This window comes from Corallococcus sp. bb12-1, from assembly GCF_026626765.1.
Taxonomy (GTDB): domain Bacteria; phylum Myxococcota; class Myxococcia; order Myxococcales; family Myxococcaceae; genus Corallococcus; species Corallococcus terminator.
This window is the reverse complement of sequence record NZ_JAPNJZ010000005.1, coordinates 211,504-236,729: the sequence shown is the minus strand read 5'-3', so window position 1 is coordinate 236,729 and position 25,226 is coordinate 211,504. Positions and strand designations below refer to the sequence as shown.

The 25,226-nt window shown below is 71.1% G+C and carries 1 protein-coding gene (running past one end of the window); it reads left to right on the top strand.

The window, feature by feature from the left end; genetic code table 11:
- Positions 1-25,226, top strand: partial view of a non-ribosomal peptide synthase/polyketide synthase gene (locus OV208_RS10230; RefSeq protein WP_267573649.1) — the 3' portion only. The gene continues 5,482 nt to the left of window position 1, outside the view; only the last 25,226 of its 30,708 coding nucleotides appear in the window; its start codon lies off the left edge, out of view; its stop codon occupies positions 25,224-25,226.

Sequence of the window (25,226 nt, the reverse complement as noted above, 5' to 3'; positions counted from 1 at the left end):
AGTCCATCTCGCGCTTCTCGCCGGAGGAGCTGGAGCACATGCCGGGCCTGCCCGAAGGGCTGGAGCTGTGGCACCACCCGGCGTTCGTCCCGGCCGCCGGCATCCTGGAGGGCGTGGAGCAGTTCGACCATGCCTTCTTCAACATGTCCCTGCGCGAGGCCCAGTTCACGGATCCGCAGCAGCGGCTGTTCCTCCAGACGGCGTGGACCGCGCTGGAGGACGCGGGCGTGGATCCGGAGCGCTTCCCCGGTGCCATCTCGCTGTACGCGGGGGCCTCCGGTTCCGGTTACTCGGAGGCCGTCCGTCAGGTGATGCCACTGGATGCGGCGTCCTTCCTGGAGCTGCAGGGCACCGCCACGCACGAGAGCCTGGCGACGAAGACGTCCTTCAAGCTGGGGCTGAGGGGTGAGAGCACGCTGCTGTACACCGCGTGCTCCACCGGCCTCGTCGCGGTGCACCTGGCCTGCAAGAGCCTCCGAGGGGGCGAATCCGACGTGGCGCTCGCGGGCGCGACGCGCCTGGCGGTGCCGCAGCGCACGGGCTACGTGCACCAGGAAGGGCTCATCTTCTCGCCGGACGGCCACTGCCGCGCGTTCGACGCGAAGGCCAAGGGCACGCTGTCGGGCAACGGCGTGGGCGCGGTGGTGCTCAAGCGTCTGGAGGACGCGGTCCGGGATGGCGACGCCATCTACGCCGTCATCCGAGGCTCGGCCCTCAACAACGACGGTCTGCACAAATCCGGCTTCACCGCGCCCAGCGTGCAGGGACAGGCGGCCGTGGTGACGCAGGCCCTGACCAACGCGGGCGTGTCGCCGAAGGCCATCGGCTACGTGGAGGCCCACGGCACCGCCACCACCCTGGGCGACCCGATTGAAGTGGCGGCCCTGACGCGCGCCTACGGCCTGGGGCCCGAGCACCAGGGCACCATCGCGCTGGCATCGCTGAAGACGAACATCGGCCACCTGGACACGGCCGCGGGTCTGGCGGGCCTGATGAAGGCCGCGCTCGCGCTGCACCACGGCGAGATCCCACCCAGCCTCCACTTCGAACAGCCCAACCCGCAGATCGACTTCGCGGCGGGCCCGTTCTTCGTCAACACCGCCTTGAGGCCGTGGCCCCGGGGCGCGACGCCCCGCTTCGCCGCGGTCAGCTCCTTCGGCATTGGCGGCACCAACGCCCACGCCGTCCTCGGGGAAGCCCCCTTGCGGCGGAGCGGTGCGACCTCGCGTTCCCACCAGCTCGTCCTGCTGTCCGCGCGCACGCCCGAGGCGCTGGAGGCGGCGGCGCGCCAGTTGGAGGCACATGTGCTCGCGGGCATGGAGGGCCAGTCCCTGGCGGACCTGGCCTTCACGCACGCGATGGGCCGCAAGGTCTTCGAGTTCCGCCGCGCGCTGGTGGCGAAGGACGCGGAGGACCTGGCTCGGCAACTGCGCAAGCCGGCGGCGCCGGTGAAGGGCGCACCGCGTGCGCCTCGCGTGGCGTTCGTGTTCTCCGGTCAGGGCGCGCAGCAGGTCGCCATGGGCCGCGAGCTGGCGTCCGCCTCGCCGTTGTTCCGAGCGCACCTGGAGGCGTGCCTCGCGCTCTTGGAGGCACCTCTGCGCGCGCGGGTGTCGAACCTGCTGGCCCCCGCGACGGGTGCGGAGGCGGAGGCCACGGCGGCGCTTGCGGACACGCGCGTGGCGCTGCCCGCGCTGTTCAGCGTGCAGGTGTCCCTGGCGTGGCTGTGGCGGGACCTGGGCGTGACACCGCACGCGGTGTTGGGTCACAGCTTCGGGGAGTACGCGGCGGCGTGCGTCGCGGCCGTGCTGTCCCTGGAGGATGCGATGCGCCTCGCGGTCGCGCGGGGCGAACGGATGCACCACCTGCCTCCGGGCGCGATGCTCGCGGTGGCCCTGCCCCAGGAGCAGGTGCTGCCCCTGTTGTCGGAGCGGTTGTCGATCGCGGCGGTCAACGCGCCGGACCGGTGCGTGGTGTCCGGGCCGGTGGTGGAGGTGGAGCGGCTGGAGGCGGAGCTGCGCCAGCGCAAGGCGGGGGCGGTGCGCATGCCCGCGCCGCATGCGTTCCACTCGGCGGACGTGGAGCCGCTGATGCCGGAGCTGGCGCGGGTGGTGGCTTCCCTGCGCCGTTCGGAGCCGGCTGTGCGGTACGTGTCCGGTCTCACGGGCACGCTGACGCGGCCCGGGCAACTGACGGATCCCGACTACTGGGCGCAGCAGATGCGCCAGCCGGTGCGCTTCAGCGACGCGGTGGGCGCGCTCCAGGAAGAGGGCTGCGCGGTGCTGCTGGAAGTGGGTCCCGGTCAGGACCTGACACCGTTGGTCCGCTCGAACCTGACCCGGGACAGCGACCGCGTCCGTGCGCTGGCGTCGCTGCGCCGGGGCGGGCAGACGACGGAGACCCAGTCCTGGCTCCAGGCCATGGGCGAGCTGTGGAGCGCGGGCGCCCTCGTGGACTGGAGCGCGTTCTACGCGCACGAGCAGCGACTGCGGCTGCGCCTGCCGACGTATGTGTTCCAGGAGAAGGCCGCGTGGGTGGAGTCGCGCGCCCGCGCCCTGCCCTCCCAGTTCATGGCCCCGGGACAGCGCACCCTCCAGCCGGTTGCGGGTGTGGACGCGACGGCCCACGCGGCTGGGGCCTTCGTTGCCTCCAGCGTGGTGGCGTCGGAAGGAGCGCGTCCGGAGCCCCTGGCTGTCACCGCATCCGGTGCAGCAATGTCGCAATCGCTGTCCCCCGTGCAAACGGGCAGCGCCGTGCCCTCTGGCGGACGTCCCCTTCTTCCGGGTCTCACCGCGCACACGACGTCCTCCGCGGTGGTCTCCGCCCCTGTTCCCGCGGGCCGTGAGGATGCTCCGCGCGGCGAGCTGGAAGAACGCGTGGCCGCGCTGTGGCGTGAGCGCCTGGGCATGGACTTCGTCGGCCGCGACGACAACTTCCTCGAAATCGGCGGCAACTCGCTGACGGCCGCCCAGCTCCTCAACCAACTGCGGGACACGTTCGGCGTCCAACTCCCGCTCGCCGCGCTCTTCGAGGCCCCCACCGTCGCCGGCATCGCCCTGCGCCTGGAGCCGCTGCTGCTTCAGGCCCCGCAGGCCCCCGTCACGGCGGAGCTGCCCCTGGTGCCCCGTTCGCGCACGGAGCCCCTGCCCCTGTCCTTCGTGCAGGAGCGCGTCTGGCGGCTGGAGCAGCACCTGCCCGGCCTGTCCGCGTACACCATCCCGTTCGTCCTGCGGCTCGAAGGCGTCGTGGACGCCGACGTGCTGGAGCGTGGCATCCAGGAGATCGTCCAGCGCCACGAGGCCCTGCGCACCACGTACGATGTGGTGGACGGCCGCCCCGTGCAGCGCTTCCACGCCACGATGCGCGTCCCGCTCACGCGCGTGGAACTCCAGGGCCCGTCGGAGACGCGCGAGACCGAGGCCCTTCGCTTCGCCCGCGAGGACGCCGCCGCGCCGTACGACCTCGTGCAGGGCCCGGTGATGCGCACCGCGCTCGTGCGCCTGGACGCCCGGCACCACCTGCTGGTGGCCGGCATCCACCACATCGTCTGCGACACGTTGTCCATCGCGCTCTTCGTCCAGGAGCTGGGCCAGCTCTACGACGCCTTCATCGAAGGCCGTCCGTCTCCCCTGGCGCCCCTGCCCCTCCAGTACGCGGACTTCGGTGCCTGGCAGCGCCAGAGCATCGCCGAAGCGCGCCTGCCCGAGCAGGAGCAGTGGTGGCGGCAGCGGCTGGCGGCCATGCCCCGGCAGCTTGAGCTGCCCACCGACCGGCCCCGGCCCGCGAACAGCCCGCTCACCTCCGCGCGCCTGGACCTCGACTTCCCGTCGACGCTCGCCCGGGAGCTGTCCGCCTTCGCGAAGCGCGAGGGCTTCACCGGCTACATGACCGTGCTCGCGGCGTGGCAGACGCTGCTGCACCGCTACAGCGGGCAGTCGGACCTCATCGTCGGCACGCCCATCGCCAACCGCACCCGGCCGGAGCTGTTCCCGCTCATCGGCTACGTGGCGCACTCGGCCGCGTTCCGCACCCGCTTCTCGGCCGACCTGACCTTCCGCGACCTGCTCGCCCAGGTGCGCGAGGAGGTGAACGACGCCCAGGCGCGTCCGGACGTGCCCTTCGAATACCTGGTGGAAGCGCTCATCCCCGGCAAGGACATTGGCCGGGGCCGCATGGCCGACTCCGTGTTCGTCTTCCACTCCGGCGCCAGCGCGGGCGCGACGACGCTGGAACTCAAGGGCATGCGCGGCTCGCTGGTGGAGGTGCCCGACACGCCCGTCCAGTGGGGCGCCACGCTGGCCGACCTCACGCTGGTGCTCTTCGAGTCCACCGGCCGCCTCCACGGCGCGTTGGAGTACGCGACGGAGCTCTTCGACACGGGCACCGTGAAGCGCCTGATGGAGCACTTCCAGGTGCTGCTGTCCGCGGCGATCGCCGACCCCAACACCCTGCTCTCCCGCCTGCCCCTGTCCACGGAAGCCGAGCGACGCGCATGGCCGCGTCCCCGCACCGTGGCCGGCTTCACCTCCGTGCCCGCGCTCCTCGCGGACCGGCGCGCCCGTCAGTCGGACGCCGTCGCGGTGTCACGGGGCGAGCAGCATTGGAGCTGGGCCTCCCTGGGAGCCCGGGCAGGCACCCTGGCCGCGCGCTTGAAGTCGCTCGGCGTGAAGGCGGGGACCCCCGTGGCCGTGAGCCTGCGCTCCTCGCCAGAGAAGTTGGCCGCGCTGTGGGGCGTGCTGGAGGCCGGTGGCGCGGGGGTCGCGCTGGGGCCCTCCGACCTGGGCGGCCTGCCGGGGTACGCGACCGACGGTGCGCGGGTGCCGGTGCTCATCACCTCCCGCGACCTCGTCACCTCCGTGCGCGTGGAGTCCTCGCGCGTGTTGTTCGTGGAGGATGTCCTCGCGTCCGAGGAGCCTTCGCTCACCCAAGAGGATGCCGCGAACGCGGACGCGCTGGCGTGGCTGTTGCCCCGGAGCGCGGGACAGGCCGCGTGGGCGCTGGGTCACCGCGAGCTGTCGGAGTTCTTCGCTGGCCTGGACGCGCGGCTGTCCCCCACGGACGGCGGCACGTGGCTGGCCGCGAGCGAGGCGGCACCGGACCGGCCGGACCTGGAAGCGCTGTGGGCGCTCTCACGCGGGATGCGCGTGGTGTTCCCACCGGAGCAGGTCACCGCGAAGCTGGTGAACCTGCAAGGCGGCGGTCCCCGCGCGAAGGCGATGGACCTGAGCCTCATCTACTTCGCCAACGATGAGGACTCGATCACCGGGCCCAAGTACGAGCTGTTGATGGAGGGCGCGAAGTTCGCGGACGCGAACGGCTTCTCCGCCGTGTGGACGCCGGAGCGGCACTTCCACTCCTTCGGTGGCCTCTACCCCCAGCCGGCGGTGATCTCCGCCGCGCTCGCAGCCGTCACGAAGAACCTGCGCCTGCGCTCCGGCAGCGTGGTGCTGCCCCTGCATGATCCGTTGCTCATCGCGGAGCAGTGGTCCGTGGTGGACAACGTGTCGCAGGGCCGCGTGGGCCTGTCGGTGGCGACGGGCTGGCACGTGCACGACTTCACCTTCGCGCCGGCCAACTACGAGAACCGTCGCGACATCCTCCTGCAGAACCTGAAGACGCTGCGCGCGCTGTGGCGCGGCGAGAAGGTGACGCGGCCGGCGGGCGCGGGCACGACGGTGGAGCTGTCGCTGCGTCCGAAGCCGGTGCAGAAGGAGCTGCCGGTGTGGCTCACGGCCACGGTGAACCCGGACACCTTCCGCCTCGCGGGCGAGCTGGGCGCGGGCGTCCTCACGGGCCTGATGTCGCACTCGCTGGAGGAGCTGAAGTCGAAGGTGGCCCTCTACCGCGACGCGTGGCGCCGCAACGGCCACCCGGGCCGGGGCCACATCACCTGCATGCTGCACACGTACCTGGGCGACGACGAACAGGAGGTGCTGCGCACGGTGCGCCAGCCGCTGCTCGACTACTTCCGCAGCTCGGCGGACATCTCCACGTCCCTGCTGCGGGCGCAGGGCTTCCAGGGCGACATCGACAAGCTGTCCCCCGACGACATCAACGCGCTGCTGGAGCACACCTTCGAGCACCACGCGAAGACGACGGGCCTCATCGGCACGGTGGAGAGCGGCCTGGCGCGTCTGCGCGAGGTGCGCGAGGCGGACGTGGACGAGGTGGCCGCGCTCCTCGACTTCGGCCTGGAGACCCCGGTGGTGCTGGAGGGGCTGCGCCGGCTGGCCACGGTGCGCGAGCGGATGGAGGCGGAGGGCGCCGCCCGCCAGGAGCAGGTGCTGGTGGAAGGCGAACAGGGCGTGGAGGGGCTGCTCGCGCTGGCGAAGCAGTCCGGCGCGGTGCTGATGCACACGTCGGCCCGGCTCGCGCGTTCGCTGACGGAGCTGCCCGGCGCCCGGGAGTCCCTGGGCGCGGTGGGCGCGCTGATGCTGGAGGACGCGTCGGCGGAGCTGGCCTCCGCGCTGCACCGGAACGCGGGCGTGGAGGTGCTCCTGTCCGGAGGCACGAACGAAGGGGCGCTCCTGCCCCGCGCGCCGGACGAGCGCGTCCCGTCCAGCCTCCAGGCCTGGGTGTTGGACCCAGCGGGACAGCCCGTACCGGAGGGCGTGGTGGGTGAGCTGGCCCTCTCCGGGGCGGGACTCCCCGGGGGCCTGTGGAAGTCCGAGGAGGAGGCGCGTCAGCGGTGGGTCCCGCATCCGCTGGAGGGCTCCGCGAGGCTGCTCCGCACTGGCCGCCATGCGCGTCTGCGCGCGGAGGGCCGGGTGGAGCCGGTGACGCTGCGCCTGCCCCCGACCGTGGCGCGTCCACGCACGGAAGCGCCCCCGCGTCCTGTCGTGGCCACGGTGGTCCCCAGCGGGCCGCCGCCCATCCCGAGGGCGCCCAGGAACCCGCCGCCGCCGCTGTCCTTCGCGCAGCAGCGGCTCTGGTACCTCCAGCAGTTGGAGCCTTCGAGCAGCGCGTACAACAACGCGTCCACCTTCCGCCTCACGGGGCGGATGGACACCGCCGCGCTCCAGGCCGCGCTGAACGAACTGGTGGCCCGGCACGAGGTGCTGCGCACGACGTACGCCCTGCGGGATGACCGCGCGGTGCAGATCGTCCACCCGGAGCGGGGCCTGCCCCTGCCGGTGGTGGAAGCGACCGGCGACACGCCCGAGGCCCGTGAAGCGGAGATGGCGCGGCTGTGCCAGGGGTTCATCACCCAGCCCTTCGACCTGGAGAAGGTCGTCCTCCGCGCGTGGCTGGTGCGCGTGGAGCCCACGGTGCATGTGCTGGCGCTGGTGCTCCACCACGCCATCTCCGACGCGTGGTGCACCATGGTGCTCGCGCGCGAGCTGACGGTGCTCTACGCGAGCTTCAACGCGGGGCTGGCCTCGCCCCTGCCGCCGCTGCCGGTGCAGTACGCGGACTACGCGGTGTGGCAGCGCGACTGGCTCGAAGGCGCGGTCATGGAGGAGCAGGTCGCGTGGTGGAAGCAGCGACTGCTCGGGGCTCCCGCGCTGGAGCTGCCCACGGACCGGCCGCGTCCGGCGATGCAGTCCTTCGAAGGAGCGCTGTACCGCTTCCAGCTTCCGGCCGAGGTTTCGGAGCCGCTGCTGGCCCTGGGCCGCAAGCAGGGTGCCACGTCGTTCATGGTGATGATGGCGCTCTTCCAGACGCTGTTGTCGCGCTACTCGGGCCAGGACGACTTCGTGGTGGGCACGCCCATCGCTGGCCGCACGCGTCCCGAGGTGGAAGGCCTGATTGGCTGCTTCGTCAACACGCTGGCCTTCCGCACGAGGCTGGAAGGAACACCGTCGTTCGCGGAGTTGCTGGGCCGGGTGCGGGCCCAGGCGCTGGAGGCGTACGCCCGTCAGGACGCGCCCTTCGAGCGCATCCTGGACACGCTAGGCCTGCCGCGCGACCTGAGCCGCACGCCGCTGTTCCAGGTGGTCCTCAACGTGCTCAACACGCCGGAGGCCAAGGCCCAGTTGCCGTCGCTGGAGCTGACCCCGGTGGAGGTGTCCACGGACACGTCCAAGTTCGACCTGGGTCTGGAGATCTGGGAGAACCGCACGGGCATCACCTGCCGCTTCGAGTACGCCACCGCGCTCTTCGACGAGGCGACCGTGGCGCGGATGGCGGAGCACCTCCTGGAGCTCGCGCGGCGGGTCACCGCGAATCCGGAGGCACCGCTCGCGCACCTGCCCTTGATGGGCGAGGCGGAGCGGAACCGGGTGCTGGTGGAGTGGAACGCGACGGGCGGCGAGTACCCGCGCGAAGCGTGCATCCAGGACCTCTTCATGGCGCAGGCCGCGCAGCGTCCGGACGCGGTGGCGCTGGAGTTCGGGGACACGCGCCTGACGTACGCGGAGCTGGATGCGCGCACGAACCAGTGGGCACAGCTTCTGCGCGAGCGCGGCGTGGGGCCGGATGTGCTGGTGGCCGTGTGCCTGGAGCGCTCGGTTGAACTCATCGTCGCGTTGCTGGCGATCCTCAAGGCCGGTGGCGCCTACCTGCCGCTGGACGCGGCGTACCCGGCGCAGCGCCTGGCCGCGATGCTGGAGGACGCACCGCCGAAGCTGCTGCTGACGACGCGGGAAGTGCGCGTGAAGCTGGCGGTGGAAGACGCCCTGCCCTGCCTCTTCGTGGAAGAGGTGCGCCTGGAGGAGCGGCCCACGTCGCCCGTGACGTCAGGGACGCATGCGCGCCACCTGGCGTACGTGGACTTCACCTCCGGAAGCACCGGGCGTCCGAAGGGCGTCGCGGTGGAGCACCGGGGCGTGCTGCGCCTCTTGCACAACGCGTCCTTCGTGGACCTGGGACCGGACGTGGCGTTCCTGCACATCGCGCCCATCTCCTTCGACGCGTCGACGCTGGAGATCTGGGCCCCGCTGCTCTTCGGTGGGCGGCTCGTCGTCTTCCCGCCCAGCTCGCCATCGGACCTGGCGCTGCTGATGAGCACCATCCAGCGGCATGGCGTCACCACGCTGTGGCTGACCGCGGGCCTCTTCGCGCAGGTGGTGGAGCTGAAGCCCGAAGCCCTGCGGGATGTACGGCACGTGCTCACCGGAGGCGACGTCGTCTCCGCGCCCCACGTGCGTCAAGTGGTGAAGGAGCTGGGCATCACCGTCAGCGCGGCCTACGGCCCGACGGAGACGACGGTCTTCGCCTCCACGCACCGCATGACGGACGCGGCCCAGGTGGGCACGTCCATTCCCATCGGATGCCCCATCAACGAGACGCAGCTCTACGTGCTGTCCGTGCACGGACAGCCGCTGCCCGCGGGCGTCCCTGGCGAGCTCTTCATCGGTGGAGACGGCCTCGCACGCGGCTACCTGTCACGGCCGGACCTGACCGCCGAGCGCTTCGTCCCGAACCCCTTCTCCCCCACGCCGGGCGAACGCCTCTACCGCACCGGAGACCTGGCGCGCTGGACGGCCGACGGGGTGATGGAGTTCCTGGGTCGCGCGGATGATCAGGTGAAGGTGCGGGGCTTCCGCATCGAGCTGGCGGAAGTGGAAGCCGCGCTGCTCGCCCACCCGGACGTGCGGGAGGCCGTGGCGCTGGTGCGCGAGGAAGGCGTCGACGACAAGCGGCTCACCGTCTACTTCGTCGCGGACCGGGAGCTGGAGCCGAGCACGCTGCGCGAGTTCCTGAGGCAGCGGCTGCCGGAGTACATGCTGCCGTCGGCGCTGGTGCCTCGCGACGCGCTGCCCCTGACGCCCAATGGCAAGGTGGACCGCAAGGCGCTGCGCGCGCTGGAAGTCTCCCAGTCCGTCGCGAGCGCCTACGAAGCGCCCGAGACGACCACGGAGGTGGTCCTGGCCGCGATGTGGGCGGAGCTGTTGCACGTCCCCGCCGTGGGACGGACTGACAACTTCTTCGACCTGGGCGGTCACTCGCTGCTGGCCATGCAGGTGGTGGCCCGCATCCGGACGCAGTTCGGGGTGGAGTTGCCGCTCCGTGCGTTCTTCGAGAGGGCCACGGTCTCGGTGCTGGCCGCGCGGATCGACTCGCTCCGGGGCGTCGATGCAACCGCGTCGGTTCCGGCCTCCCTGGTCGCCGTGAAGCGGCCGGACGTCCTGCCCCTTTCGTTCGCGCAGCAGCGGCTGTGGTTCATCGACCAACTGGAGCCGGGCAGCAGCCTCTACAACATCCCCATCGGCTTGATGTTCACCGGCAGGCTGGACGTGGGCGCCCTGCGCGAAAGCCTCGATGCGCTGATGGCGAGGCATGAAGCCCTTCGCACCACGTTCCAGGAGGTGGGCGGCCAGCCTGTCCAGATCATCCACGCGGACTTCCGCGTGCCGTTTGAAACGGTGGACCTGTCGGACGTGAGGGGTGCTCAGGCGCGGAACGCGGAGGCCCTGCGACTGCGGGTGGCGGAAGCGCACCGCCCGTTCAGCTTGAGCGAGGGGCCGCTGATGCGCGCCCTGCTGCTGAAGTTCGGCGAGGAAGAGCACCAGTTGGTGCTGAACACGCACCACATCGTCTCCGACGGCTGGTCCCTGGGTGTCCTGGTGCGTGAGATCAACGCCTTCTATGAGGCGTTCCTCCAGGGCCGCTCCCCTGTCCTCCCGGAGCTGCCCGTGCAGTACGCGGACTTCGCCGTGTGGCAGCGCGACTGGCTCCAGGGCGAGCGGCTGGAGTCTCAGCTCTCCTGGTGGAAGGACGCCCTGGCGGGAGCCTCCGGCGTCCTGGAGCTGCCCACGGACAAGCCCCGGCCCGCCGTCCTCACGCAGGAAGGCGCGATGGTGCCGGTGCGCATTTCGCGAACCCTGAGCGAGCAGGTGGAGGCCCTGGCGAAGCAGGAGAACGTCACGCCGTTCATGGTGTGGCTGGCGGCCTTCCAGACGTTGCTGCACCGCTACTCCGGGCAGGACGACGTGCTGGTGGGCTCGCCCGTCGCGAACCGGCGGCAGGCGGAGGCGGAGGGCCTCATCGGCTTCTTCGTGAACACGCTCGTGCTGCGCGCCCGCTTCGGTGAGGCGCTCACGTTCCGGGAGCTGCTCGCCCAGGTGCGCGCCACGACGATGGGAGCCCAGGAGCACCAGGACGTCCCGTTCGAGAAGCTGGTGGAGGCGTTGCAGCCGGCGCGGGACCTGGGGCGGACGCCGTTCTTCCAGGCTCTCTTCGTGCTCCAGAACGCGCCGCTGCCAGCGCTGGCCCTTCCCGGCCTGACGATGCGGCTGCTTGAGACGGATGTGGCGAGCGCACGCTTCGACCTGGAGCTGGCGCTGTTCCGGAACCCGGAGGGCTTCGAGGGCGTGCTGCTCTACCGCACGGCCCTCTTCGAACCCGCGACCGCGAACCGGATGGTTCGGCACCTGGAGCTGTTGCTCGGAGCGATGATCTCCGCCCCCACCGTTCCGCTGGATCGACTCACGCTCCTCCCGCGCGACGAGCGTGAGCAGGTCCTCATGCGGTGGAACGACACGCGCGTGGAGTACCCGCGCGGTGAGCGCATCCACGACCTCTTCGAACAGCAGGTCGCGAGGAGCCCGGACGCCATCGCCGTCGCGTTCGAAGGGCAGCAACTCACGTACGCGCAGCTCGACGCGAAGGCCAACCAGCTCGCGCACCACCTGGGCACGCTGGCCGTGGGCCCCGAGTCGCTGGTGGGCGTGTGCCTGGAGCGCTCGGTGGAGATGGTCGTGGCGCTGCTGGGCGTGCTCAAGGCGGGCGCGGCCTACGTGCCGTTGGATCCGGCCTACCCACGCGATCGCCTCCAGTGGATGTTGGAGGACACCGCAGCCCCCGTGCTGCTGGTGCAGGAGCACCTCGTCTCGAAGTTGCCCCTGGAGGGTTCGGGCCCACAGGTCGTGTGCCTGGACACCGGCTGGGAGGACATCGCCCGGCACCCCACGACGCCTCCGTCGACGGGGGCCACCGCGGAGTCGCTGGCCTACGTCATCTTCACGTCGGGCAGCACCGGCCGTCCAAAGGGCGCGATGAACGCGCACGCGGGCGTCGTCAACCGCCTGCGCTGGATGCAGCAGGAGTACGGCCTCACGTCGCAAGACACGGTGTTGCAGAAGACGCCGTTCAGCTTCGACGTGTCCGTCTGGGAGTTCTTCTGGCCGCTGATGACGGGTGCGCGGCTGGTGGTGGCGCGTTCCGGTGGCCACCAGGAGCCGGCCTATCTGGTGCGGCTCATGGCCGACCAGCGCATCACCACGGCGCACTTCGTGCCGTCCATGCTGCGCGCCTTCGTGGAGGAGCCGGGCCTGGAGGGTCTGACGCACCTGCGCCGTCTGGTGTGCAGCGGCGAAGCCCTGCCCGCGGACCTGGTGCGCCAGGCCCACGCGCGACTGCCGGTCGCGGAGGTGCTCAACCACTACGGCCCCACCGAGACCGCGGTGGAGGTCACCGCCTGGCACTGCCCGCGTACGGAGGACCTGCGCCGCGTGCCCATCGGTCGTCCCGGGGCGAACACGCGACTCTACGTGCTCGACCGCCACGGTCAGCCCGTGCCGGTGGGCGTCTCCGGTGAGCTGTTCCTGGCGGGCGTGCAGGTGGGCCGGGGCTACTGGCGCCGCCCGGAGCTGACCGCCGAGCGGTTCATTCCGGATCCATTAAGCCCCACGCCCGGCGCGCGCATGTACCGCACGGGAGACGTGGCGCGCTGGCTGCCCGACGGGACGGTGGAGTACCTGGGCCGCGCCGACTTCCAGGTGAAGCTGCGAGGCTTCCGCATCGAGCCGGGCGAAGTCGAAGCCGTGCTGCGGCAGGCTCCCGGGATTCAAGAGGCGGTGGTGCTGGCCCGGGAGGATGTGCCCGGCAACATGCGCCTCGTGGGCTACCTCGTCCCTGACGGGATCGCGCTGGACCTGGACACGGTGAAGGCCTTCGCCGCGAAGCAGCTCCCCGAGTACATGGTGCCCTCCTCCTGGGTGCGGTTGCCTTCCCTGCCGCTCAACCCCAACGGCAAGGTGGACCGCAAGGCCCTGCCCGCGCCGGAGGCGCCGCTTGCCTCGGAGTGGCGCGCGCAGGCTCCACGCAATGCGCTGGAGGCAAGCCTCGTCGCCATCTGGTCGGAGGTGCTGCACGTGGAAGGCGTCGGCATCGACGACAACTTCTTCGAACTGGGCGGACACTCGCTGCTGGCCACGCGGATGGTGGCCCGCATCCGGACCGCGCTGGGCGTGGAGCTGCCGGTGGGTGACCTGTTCACCGCTCCCACGGTGGCAGCCCTCGCCGAACGGCTGGGCCACGCCGTCCCGAAGGCGCACGCTTCGCTCCTCACGCGGGCGGACCGCACGAGCGCCCCGCCGCTGTCATTCGCGCAACAGCGGCTGTGGTTCATCGACCAGTTGGCGCCGGGCAGCAGCCTCTACAACATCCCCGTCGGCCTGACCTTCAGCGGCACGTTGGACGTGGGCGCCCTTCGCGCAAGCCTCGACGCGTTGATGGCGAGGCATGAAGCGCTGCGCACCACGTTCCACGCGGAGGATGGGAAGCCCGTCCAGATCATCCACGCGGACTTCCGCGTGCCGTTCGAAGCGGTGGACCTGACGAACGAACAGGATGCGAAGTCGCGGCATGCGGAAGCCCGGCGGCTGCGGATGGAGGAGGCCGTCCGTCCCTTCAAGCTGAGCGAGGGGCCGCTGATGCGCGCCCTGCTGTTGAAGCTCGGCGAGGAAGAGCACCAACTGGTGCTGAACACGCACCACATCGTGTCCGACGGCTGGTCCCTGGGCGTGCTGGTGCGCGACGTCAACGCCCTCTACGACGCGTTCCACCACGGACGTCCCCCGGCCCTGCCGGCCCTGCCGATGCAGTACGCGGACTTCGCCGTGTGGCAGCGCGACTGGCTCCAGGGAGAGCGGCTGGAGTCGCAGATGTCGTGGTGGAAGGACGCCCTGGCGGGAGCCTCCGGCATCCTGGAGTTGCCCACGGACAAGCCCCGTCCCACCGTCCTCACCCCGGAGGGTGCGACGGTGCCGGTGCGCATCCCTCGGGCCCTGAGCGAGCAGGTGGAGGCCTTCGCGAAGCGGGAGAACGCTACGCCGTTCATGGTGTGGCTGGCGGCACTCCAAACCCTGCTGCACCGGTACTCGGGGCAGGACGATTTCAGCGTGGGCTCGCCCGTCGCGAACCGGCGTCAGGCGGAGACGGAAGGCCTCATCGGCTTCTTCGTGAACACGCTGGTGCTGCGCGCCCGCTTCGGTGAAGCGCGCACGTTCCGCGAGCTGCTGGCCCAGGTGCGCACCACCACGCTGGGAGCGCAGGAGCACCAGGACGTCCCGTTCGAGAAGCTGGTGGAGGCATTGCAGCCCGCACGGGACCTGGGCCGCACACCCTTCTTCCAGGTGCTCTTCGCGCTCCAGAACGCGCCGCTGCCGGAGCTGTCGCTGCCCGGCCTGACGATGCGGCCGTTGGAGACGGACTCGGCGAGCACACGCTTCGACCTGGAGCTGTCGCTGTTCCGGAACCCGGAGGGCTTCGAGGGGGTGCTGCTCTACCGCACGGCCCTCTTCGAACCCGCGACCGCGAACCGGATGGTCCGGCACCTGGAGATGTTGGTCAGCGCGATGGTCGCCGCACCCGGTGCGCCGCTGGCTCAGTTCTCGCTGCTCACGCAGGTGGAGCGGAAGCAGGTGCTGGTGGGGTGGAACGCGACGGGCAGCGGATACCCGCACGAAGCGCGCATCCAGGACCTCTTCATGGCGCAGGCCGCGCAGCGTCCGGACACGGTGGCACTGGAGTTCGGGGACGCGCGGCTGACGTACGCGGAGCTGGACGCGCGCACGAACCAGTGGGCACACCTGCTGCGCGAGCAGGGCGTGGGGCCGGATGTACTCGTGGCCGTGTGCCTTGAGCGCTCGGTCGAACTCATCGTCGCGTTGCTGGCCATCCTCAAGGCCGGGGGTGCGTACCTGCCGCTGGACGCGGCGTACCCAGCGCCACGGCTGACCGCGATGTTGGAGGACGCACCGCCGAAGCTGCTGCTCACGACGCGGGAGGTGCGCGCGAAGCTGGCCGTGGACGACACCCTGCCCTGCCTCTTCGTAGAAGAGGTGCGCCTGGAGGCGCAGCCCACGACGCCAGTGCACGCGGGGACGCACGCGCGCCACCTGGCGTACGTGGACTTCACGTCCGGAAGCACCGGTCGTCCCAAGGGCGTGGCGGTAGAGCACCGGGGCGTGCTGCGCCTCTTGCACAACGCGCCGTACGCGAAGCTGGGTCCGGATGAGACGTTCCTGCTCATCGCGCCCATCTCCTTCGACGCATCCACGCTGGAGGTCTGGGGGCCGCTGCTCTTCGGCGGACGGCTCGTCGTCTTCCCGCCCCGCTCACCTTCGGACCTGGACCTGCTGGCGAGCACGATCCAACAGCATGGCGTCACCACGCTGCACCTGACCGCGGGCCTCTTCGCGCAGATGGTGGACCTCAAGCTCGAAGCCCTTCGAGGCGTGCGGCAGGTGCTCACCGGAGGCGACGTCGTGTCCGCGCCCCACGTGCGCCGCGTCGTGCAGGAGTTGGGCATCCCCGTCACGGCCTGCTACGGCCCCACGGAGACCACGCTCTTCGCCTCCACGCACCGCATGACGGACGTGGCCGAGGTGGGAGCCTCCGTCCCCATTGGACGGCCCATCACCGCGACCCAGCTCTATGTGCTGGACGTGCACGGACAGCCGATGCCCCCGGGCCTCCCGGGCGAACTCTTCATCGGCGGAGACGGGCTCGCACGCGGCTACCTGTCGCGGCCGGACCTGACCGCCGAACGCTTCGTCCCGAACCCCTTCTCTCCCACGCCGGGCGAACGCCTCTACCGCACCGGAGATCTGGCGCGCTGGAAGCCAGACGGGGTGATGGAGTTCCTGGGCCGCGCGGATGATCAGGTAAAGGTGCGGGGCTACCGCATCGAGCTGGCGGAAGTGGAAGCCGCGTTGCTCACCCATCCGGACGTGCGGGAAGCCGTGGCGCTGGTGCGTGAGGACGTGGTTGGTGACAAGCGGCTCACCGCCTGGTTCGTCGCGGACCGGGAGCTGGAGCCGGGCACGCTGCGCGACTTCCTCACGCAGCGGCTGCCGGAGTACATGCTGCCGTCGGCGCTGGTGCCTCGCGAAGCGCTGCCCCTGACGCCCAATGGCAAGGTGGACCGCAAGGCGCTGCGGGCGCTGGAAATCTCACAGCCCGTTTCGAGCGCCTACGAAGCCCCCGTGACGCCGATGGAGGTGGCCCTGGCCGCGATGTGGGCGGAGCTGTTGCGCGTCCCCTCCGTGGGACGCAATGACAGCTTCTTCGAGCTGGGGGGCCACTCGCTGCTGGCCACGCAGGCCGTGGCACGCATCCGGTCCTCGCTGGGGGTGGAGCTGCCGTTGGGCGACTTCTTCACCGCCTCGACGGTGGCCGCCCTCGCCGAACGGCTGGGCCGCGTCGTCCCGAAGGCGCACGCTTCATCCATCACCCCGTCGGTCCATGCGGACGTCCGCCCGCTGTCGTTCGCGCAGCAGCGGCTGTGGTTCATCGACCAGTTGGATCCGGGCAGCAGCCTCTACAACATCCCCATCGCCCTGACCCTCCACGGCACGCTGGACGTGGGCGCCCTTCGCGCAAGCCTGGATGCGCTGATGGCGCGGCATGAAGCCCTGCGCACCACGTTCCACTCGGAGGGGGGGCAGCCCGTCCAGGTCATCCACGCGGACTTCCGCGTGCCGTTCGAAACGGTGGACCTGACGGACGTGGAGTCGCGGGAGGCGGAGGCCCTGCGGCTTCGGGGCGAGGAGGCACGCCGGCCGTTCAGCTTGAGTGAGGGTCCGCTGATGCGCGCCCTGCTGTTGAAGCTCGGCGCGGAGGAGCACCAACTGGTGCTCAACACGCACCACATCGTGTCCGACGGCTGGTCCCTGGGCGTCCTGGTCCGGGAGACCACCGCCCTCTACGGAGCCTTCGTCCAGGGGCTCCCGCCCGTCCTGCCGGCCCTGCCAATCCAGTACGCGGACTTCGCCCGCTGGCAGCGCGACTGGCTCCAGGGCGACACGCTGGAGGCGCAGCTCTCCTGGTGGAAGGACACGCTGGCAGGAGCCTCCGGCGTCCTGGAGCTGCCCACGGACAAGCCCCGTCCCACCGTCCCCACCCAGCAGGCCGCGACCGTGCCGGTGCGCATCTCCTCGGCGCTGAGCGAGCAGGTGGAGGCCCTGGCGAAGCAGGAGAACGCCACGCCGTTCATGGTGTGGCTGGCGGCCTTCCAGACGTTGCTGCACCGCTACTCCGGGCAGGACGACGTGCTGGTGGGTTCGCCCATCGCGAACCGGCGGCAGGCGGAGACGGAGGGCCTCATCGGCTTCTTCGCGAACACGCTGGTGCTGCGAGCCCGCGTCGGTGAGACGCGCACGTTCCGCGAGCTGCTGGCCCAGGTGCGCGCCACCACGCTGGGGGCCTACGAACACCAGGACCTCCCCTTCGAGAAGCTGGTGGAGGCGTTGCAGCCCGAGCGGGACTCGGGCCGCACGCCCCTCTTCCAGGTGACGTTCACCCTCCAGAACGCCCCGATGCCGGAGCTGAAGCTCCCGGCGTTGTCGCTCCGCCCGCTGGAGGACTCCCCGAGCCTCATCCACTACGACCTCCAGTTGCTGCTGACCCGAGGCCCAGAGGGCTATTCAGGAGGGCTCGTCTACAACACGGCCCTCTTCACCCAGCGCACCGTGGCCGGCATGCTCCAGCGCCTGGAGCTGCTGTTGACGGAAGCCGTCCGCGCGCCGGGGACGCGACTGTCCCTGCTCACGTCGGCCGAACAGCGCCAGCTCCTGCTCGACTGGAACGGCACGGCGCGCGAGTACCCGCGTGACGCCTCGGTGCCCGCCCTCTTCTCCGAGCAGGCCGCGCGGACGCCGGACGCCGTCGCGCTGAAGGCCGGCGACCGGACGCTCACCTACGCGGAGCTGGAGGCGACATCGAACCAGCTCGCGCACTACCTGCGGCTGTCCGGAGTCAGGCCGGGTGATCGGGTGGGCGTGTGCGTGGAGCGTTCGCCCGCGCTCATCACCGCCCTGCTGGGCATCCTCAAGGCCGGCGCCGCCTATGTCGCCATCGAGGCCCGGGAACCCGCCGAGCGCATCACCTGGATCCTCCAGGAGGCGGGAGTCAGCGTGCTCGTCACCCAGGACGCGCTGGCGGACAGCCTGCCCGTGGTGGCGGGGCTGCTCGTCCTGCTGGACGAGGAGGCGGATCGGATCGCGAAGCAGCCTGGCACTCCGCTGGACGTGGCGGTGCCCGCGGAGGCGCTGGCCTACGTGATGTTCACCTCGGGAAGCACCGGACGTCCGAAGGGCGTCAGCGTGCCGCACCGGGGCATCGTGCGCCTCGCACGCGGCAACGGCTTCCTCGAAGTCGGAGCCAGAGAGGTGTTCCTCCAGCTCGCGCCCATCGCCTTTGATGCCTCCACGTTGGAGGTCTGGGGCGCGCTGCTCAATGGCGCGAAGCTGGTGCTGGCCCCGCCGAAGACCTTGTCCCTGGCGGAGCTGGGTGAGTTGCTGGGCCGCGAGGCCATCAGCACGCTGTGGCTCACCGCCGCCCTCTTCGAACAGATGGTGTCCCAGCAGGGCCAGGACCTGGCGCGAGTGCGCCGCGTGCTCGCGGGCGGCGACGTCCTGTCCGTGCAGGCGGTGCGCGATCATCTCTCGCGCCTCCCGGAAGGCGCGATGCTGATCAACGGCTACGGCCCCACGGAGAACACCACCTTCTCCGCGACGCACGCGCTGCGCGCGGGGGACGCCGTGGACCGCGCGGTGCCCATTGGTCGTCCGCTGGGGAACTCCACGGCGTGGGTGCTGGACACGGCGCTCCAGCCGCTGCCGCCCGGGGTGCCGGGCGAGCTGTACGTCGGCGGTGACGGTCTCGCCTGGGGCTACCTCCAGCGGCCAGATCTCACCGCGGAGCGCTTCGTCCCCCACCCGTTCGCCCCTGAGCCCGGTGCGCGCCTGTACCGCACGGGAGACAAGGCGCGGTGGACGGAGGACGGCACGCTGCAGTTCATGGGCCGCACCGACTTCCAGGTGAAGCTGCGCGGCTTCCGCATCGAGCCGGGTGAAGTCGAAGCCGTGCTGCGACAGGTGCCGGGGATCCAGGAGGCCGTGGTGCTGGCCCGGGAGGATGTGCCCGGCGACAAGCGCCTCGTGGGCTACCTCGTGCCCTCCGTGGAAGGGCTGGAGCTGGACACGGTGAAGGCCTTCGCCGCGAAGCAGCTCCCCGAATACATGGTGCCCTCCGCGTGGATGCGGTTGCCCTCGCTGCCGCTCAACGCCAACGGCAAGGTGGACCGCAAAGCCCTGCCCGCGCCAGAGGCCCCGAGTGCCTTGGAGCGGCGCGCCCAGGCACCGCGCGATGCGCTGGAGGCAAGCCTCGTGGCCATCTGGTCGGAGGTGCTGCATGTGGAAGGTGTCGGCATCGATGACAACTTCTTCGAACTGGGTGGCCACTCGCTGCTGGCCACGCAGGTGGTGGCCCGCATCCGGACCACGCTGGGCGTGGAGCTGCCGTTGGGCGACCTGTTCACCGCTCCCACGGTGGCCGCCCTCGCCGAACGGTTGGGCCACGCCGTACCGAAGGCACATGCTCCGCCCCTCACCCGGGCGGATCGCACGAACGCCCCGCCGCTGTCATTCGCGCAGCAGCGGCTGTGGTTCATCGACCAACTGGACCCGGGCAGCAGCCTCTACAACGTCCCCCTGGCCTTGAAGTTCGTGGGCGCGCTGGACGTGGGGGCGCTGAGAGGAAGCCTCGACGCGTTGATGGAGAGGCATGAGGCGCTGCGCACCACCTTCCGCACGGAAGAGGGCCAGCCCGTCCAGATCATCCACGCGGACTTCCGTGTGCCGTTCGAAACGGTGGACCTGACGGATGTGCGGGACGTGGAGTCGCGGCAGGCCGAGGCCCTGCGGCTGCGGATGGAGGAAGCACGCCGCCCGTTCAACCTGGGCGAAGGGCCGCTGATGCGCGCCCTGTTGTTGAAGCTCGGTGAGGAAGAGCACCAGTTGTTGCTGCACGTGCACCACATCGTGTCCGACGGCTGGTCCCTGGGCGTCCTGGTCCGGGAGATCACCGCCCTCTACGAGGCGTTCCATCACGGCCGTCCCGCAGCCCTGCCGGAGCTGCCCGTGCAGTACGCGGACTTCGCCGTCTGGCAGCGTGACTGGCTCCAGGGAGAACGACTGGAGGCGCAGCTGTCGTGGTGGAAGGACGCCCTGGCGGGAGCCTCCGGCGTCCTGGAACTGCCCACCGACAAGCCCCGTCCCCCGGTCCTCACCCCGGAGGGGGCGACGGTGCCGGTGCGCATTCCGCGGGCCCTGAGCGAGCAGGTGGAGGCCTTCGCGAAGCAGGAGGGCGCCACGCCGTTCATGGTGTGGCTCGCGGCCTTCCAGACGTTGCTGCACCGCTACTCCGGGCAGGACGACGTGATGGTGGGTTCACCCATCGCGAATCGGCGTCACGCGGAGACGGAGGGTCTCATCGGCTTCTTCGTCAACACGCTCGTGCTGCGCGCCCGCTTCGGTGAAGCGCGCACGTTCCGGGAGCTGCTGGCCCAGGTGCGCACCACCACGCTGGGAGCGCAGGAGCACCAGGACGTCCCGTTCGAGAAGCTGGTGGAGGCATTGCAGCCCGCGCGGAACCTGGGGCGGACGCCGTTCTTCCAGGTGCTCTTCGCGCTCCAGAACGCGCCGCTGCCGAAGCTGTCGTTGCCCGGCCTGTCCCTGCGTCCGCTGGAGACGGGATCGGAAAGCGCACGCTTCGACCTGGAGCTGTCGCTGTTCCGCAATCCGGAGGGCTTCGAGGGCGCGCTGCACTACCGCACGGCCCTCTTCGAGCCCGCCACCGCCGCCCGGATGCTCCGTCATCTGGAAGCGCTCGTCGAAGCCCTGGTCGCCGCACCCGGCGCACCGCTGGAGCAGCTGTCCCTTCTCACCGAAGCGGAGCGGAAGCAGGTGCTGGTGGAATGGAACGCGACGGGCGGCGAGTACCCGCGCGAAGCGTGCATCCAGGACCTCTTCATGGCGCAGGCCGCGCAGCGTCCGGAGGCGGTGGCGCTGGAGTTCGGGGACACGCGCCTGACATACGCGGAGCTGGATGCCCTAACGAACCAGTGGGCACACCTGCTGCGCGATCAGGGCGTGGGGCCGGATGTGTTGGTGGCCGTGTGCCTTGAGCGCTCGGTCGAACTCATCGTCGCGTTGCTCGCCATCCTCAAGGCCGGGGGCGCCTACCTGCCGCTGGACGCTGCGTATCCGGCGCCACGGCTGACCGCGATGCTGGAGGACGCACCGCCGAACCTGCTGCTCACGACGCGGGAAGTGCGCGCGAAGCTGGCCGTGGACGACACCCTGCCCTGCCTCTTCGTGGAGGAGCTGCGTCTGGAGGAACAGCCCACGTCGCCCGTGAACGCGGGGACGCACGCGCGCCACCTGGCGTACGTGGACTTCACCTCCGGGAGCACCGGGCGTCCGAAGGGTGTGGCGGTGGAGCACCGGGGTGTGATGCGGCTCTTGCACAACGCGCCCTACGCGAAGCTGGGCCCGGATGAGACGTTCCTGCTCATCGCGCCCATCTCCTTCGACGCCTCGACGTTGGAGGTCTGGGGCCCGCTGCTCTTTGGCGGACGGCTCGTCGTCTTCCCGCCCAGTTCGCCGTCGGATCTGGAGGTGCTGGAGCAGGTGGTGCGGCGGCACGGGATCACGACGTTGCACCTGACCGCGGGCCTCTTCGCGCAGGTGGTGGACCTGAAGCCCGAAGCCCTGTGGGGCGTGCGCCAACTGCTCACCGGAGGCGACGTCGTCCCTGCTCCGCAGGTGCGGCGGGTGGTGGAGACGTTGGGCATCCCCGTCACGGCCTGCTACGGCCCCACGGAGACCACCCTCTTCGCGACGACCCACCGGATGACGCCCGGCACCCGGGTGCCGGAGACGATCCCCATTGGCCGGCCCATCGCGCAGACGCAGGTGTACGTGCTCGATCCGCACGGGCAGCCGGTGCCTCCGGGCATCCCGGGCGAGCTCTTCATCGGCGGAGACGGACTCGCGCGCGGCTACCTCGCGCGGCCGGACCTGACGGCGGAGCGCTTCGTGCCCAACGCCTTCGCGGCGCGGGAGGGCGAACGCCTCTACCGCACCGGCGACGTGGCGCGGTGGACGCAGGATGGCGTGCTGGAGTTCCTGGGCCGCATGGACGCGCAGGTGAAGGTGCGCGGCTACCGCATTGAACTGGCGGAAGTGGAGGCCGCGCTGCGGGCGCATCCAGACGTGCGCGAGGCGGTGGCGCTGGTGCGTCAGGACACGCCGGGCGACAAGCGACTGGTGGCCTACGTCACGGGCGGCACGGATTCCCTGGACGGCTCGAAGGTGCGAGCGTTCCTCCAGGAGCGGCTGCCCGATTACATGGTGCCCTCGGTCGTGGTGGCGCTGGACGCGCTGCCGCTGACCTCGAACGGGAAGCTGGATCGCAAGGCCCTGCCCGCCCCAAGCGCCGCGGTTCCCCGCTCGGGATTCATGGCCCCCAGCACCCCCACGCAAGCACGGCTCGCGACGCTGTTCGCCGAGGTGCTCGGCGTCGACCGGGTGGGAAGCACGGACAGCTTCTTCGAGCTGGGAGGCCACTCCCTCCTCGCGACGCGGCTGGTGGCGCGGGTGCGCTCCGGCTTCGGCGTGGAGCTTCCGCTGCGAGCCCTCTTCGAAGCGCCCACCGTGGCAGCCCTGGCCTTGAGGTTGGAGTCCCGGACGGAGCACGTCGGAACGCAAGCACCGGCCCTGGTCCGGGCGGAGCGTCCGGAAGCGCTGCCCCTCTCCTTCGCGCAGCAGCGCCTGTGGTTCATCGACCAGTTGGATCCCGGGAGCGCGCTCTACAACATCCCCACCGCGCTGCGACTGTCGGGCGCGCTGGAGGTCTCCGCGCTCCAGCAGGCCATCGACGCGCTGGTGCAGCGGCACGAATCCCTGCGCACGACGTTCGAGACGCGCGAGGGAGAGCCACGCCAGCGCATCCACCCTGCCCCGTCGCGAACGCTGCGCACGGTGGACCTGAGCGCCCTGCCCGAGGACGCCCGCGAGGCCGAGGCGATGCGCCGCGCCTCCGAGGACGCACTGCGACCCTTCGACCTGGAGCGCGGACCGCTGGCCCGGTTCACGCTGCTCACGCTGGACGCGCGCGAGCACATGCTGCTCCTGTGCCTGCACCATGCGATCTCCGACGGCTGGTCCTTCGGCATCCTGGTGCGCGAGGTGGTGTCCCTCTACGAGGCCTTCCGTCAGGGCCAGGGTTCACCGCTGGCCCCACTGCCGGTGCAGTACGCGGACTACGCCCTCTGGCAGCGCTCCTGGCTCCAGGGGGACGTGCTCGACACGCAACTGAAGTGGTGGCGGCAGGAGCTGGCTGGGGCGCCGATGGTGCTGGCCCTGCCCACCGACAAGCCCCGTCCCGCGCAGCGCTCCTCGCGCGGGGCCACGCTTCCGGTCCGGCTGTCACCGGCGCTGAGCGACGCGGTGGAGGCGCTGGCCCAGAGGGAGGGCGCCACGCCCTTCATGGTGCTGCTGGCGGGCCTCCAGACCCTGCTGCACCGGTACTCCGGCCAGGACGACCTGCTGGTGGGCTCGTCCATCGCCGGACGCCGCCACGCGGAGACGGAGGGCCTCATCGGCTTCTTCGTCAACACGCTGGTGCTGCGCGCCCGCTTCACGCCGGCCCTGTCGTTCCGGGAACTCCTGTCGCAGGTGCGCGCCACCACGCTGGGCGCGTATGAGCACCAGGACGTCCCGTTCGAGCGGCTGGTGGAAGTGCTCCAGCCCGCGCGCGACCTGTCCCGCCCGCCGCTCATCCAGGTCCTCTTCGCGCTCCAGAACCTGCCGGACGCGGCGCTGCGCCTGCCGGAGCTGACGCTGCGGCCGGTGGACGTGGCGCTCGCGACGGCGAAGTTCGAACTGGACCTGAGCCTGGGCCGCACCCCGGAAGGCTTCCAGGGCATGCTCTCCTACAGCACGGACCTCTTCGAAGCCGACACGGCCGGACTCCTCATGGAGCACTGGGCCCTGTTGCTCGAAGAGGCAATGGGTGCGCTCGACGCGGCGCTCGACGCACTGCCCCTGCCGGAAGCTCCGACCCGCTGGCTGCCGGCAGGCCCCCTGGAGCCGATGGCCCTCGTCGCAACCCGCGCTGCCGCTGCACCCTCCATGCGGGTCCACGGCATCGAAGCGCCCCGGAACGAGTCCGAGTCCCGGCTCGCGCGCATCTGGGCCGAAGCCCTGGGCGTGGACACCGTGGATCCGCGCGACAGCTTCTTCGACCTGGGCGGCCACTCGCTGCTCGCCGTGCGCCTGATGGCGGCGGTGAACCGAGAGACGGGCCGCCGGCTGCCGCTGTCCGCCCTCTTCCAGGCCCCCAGCGTGGAGCGGTTCGCGGCGTTGCTGGAGCAGCACGGGGACGCGGGCACGAACTCGCCGCTGGTGCCCTTCGACGCGGGAGGCACGCCGGGCACCGCCCCTGCGTTCTTCTGCGTCCACCCGGTGGGCGGCACGGTGCTCACCTACGCGGCGCTCGCGCGGCGGCTGGGGCCGGAGCAGCGCTTCTACGGCCTCCAGTCCCGAGGGCTCGACGGCACGAGCGCCCCCCATCGCACCCTCGAAGCCATGGCCGCGGACTACGTGCGCGTCCTGCGCGAGGCGCAGCCCGCCGGGCCCTACTTCCTGGGCGGCTGGTCCCTGGGCGGCGTCATCGCCTACGAGATGACCCGCCAGTTGCGCGAAGCGGGCGAGGAGGTGGCGCTGCTCGCGCTGCTCGACTCCTACGTGCAGGAGCCCGTACCAGCCTCGGAACCCCTCCTGGATCGCACGCTGGCCGTGAGCCTGTTCGCCCAGGACCTGATGGGCGTGTCGCTGGGCGACCTGGAGCTGGACCTCGGCGCGCTCGCGCCCCTGGATCCCGAAGCCGCGCTCACCCAGGTGCTGGAGGCGGCGGCCCAGGCAGGGACCCTGCCGCCCGGGACGGATGCCGCGAACGCGGTGGCCCTCTTCCGCGTCTTCGAGTCCAACCTCGAAGCCTCCCGCCGCTACCGCGCGCCCGCGATGGATCAGCGGGTGCTGCGCGTCCAGGCGGAGGCGCAGGAGACCCCGGGCACGGACGACGGGGGTTGGAGGGCGTTGGTGGGAGATCGGCTGGAGTCGCACCGCCTGCCGGGCAACCACTACACGCTGCTGCGCGAGCCCAACGTGCAGCGCGTGGCGGACCTCCTGAAGAAGGCCCTCGGCGAGCACTGA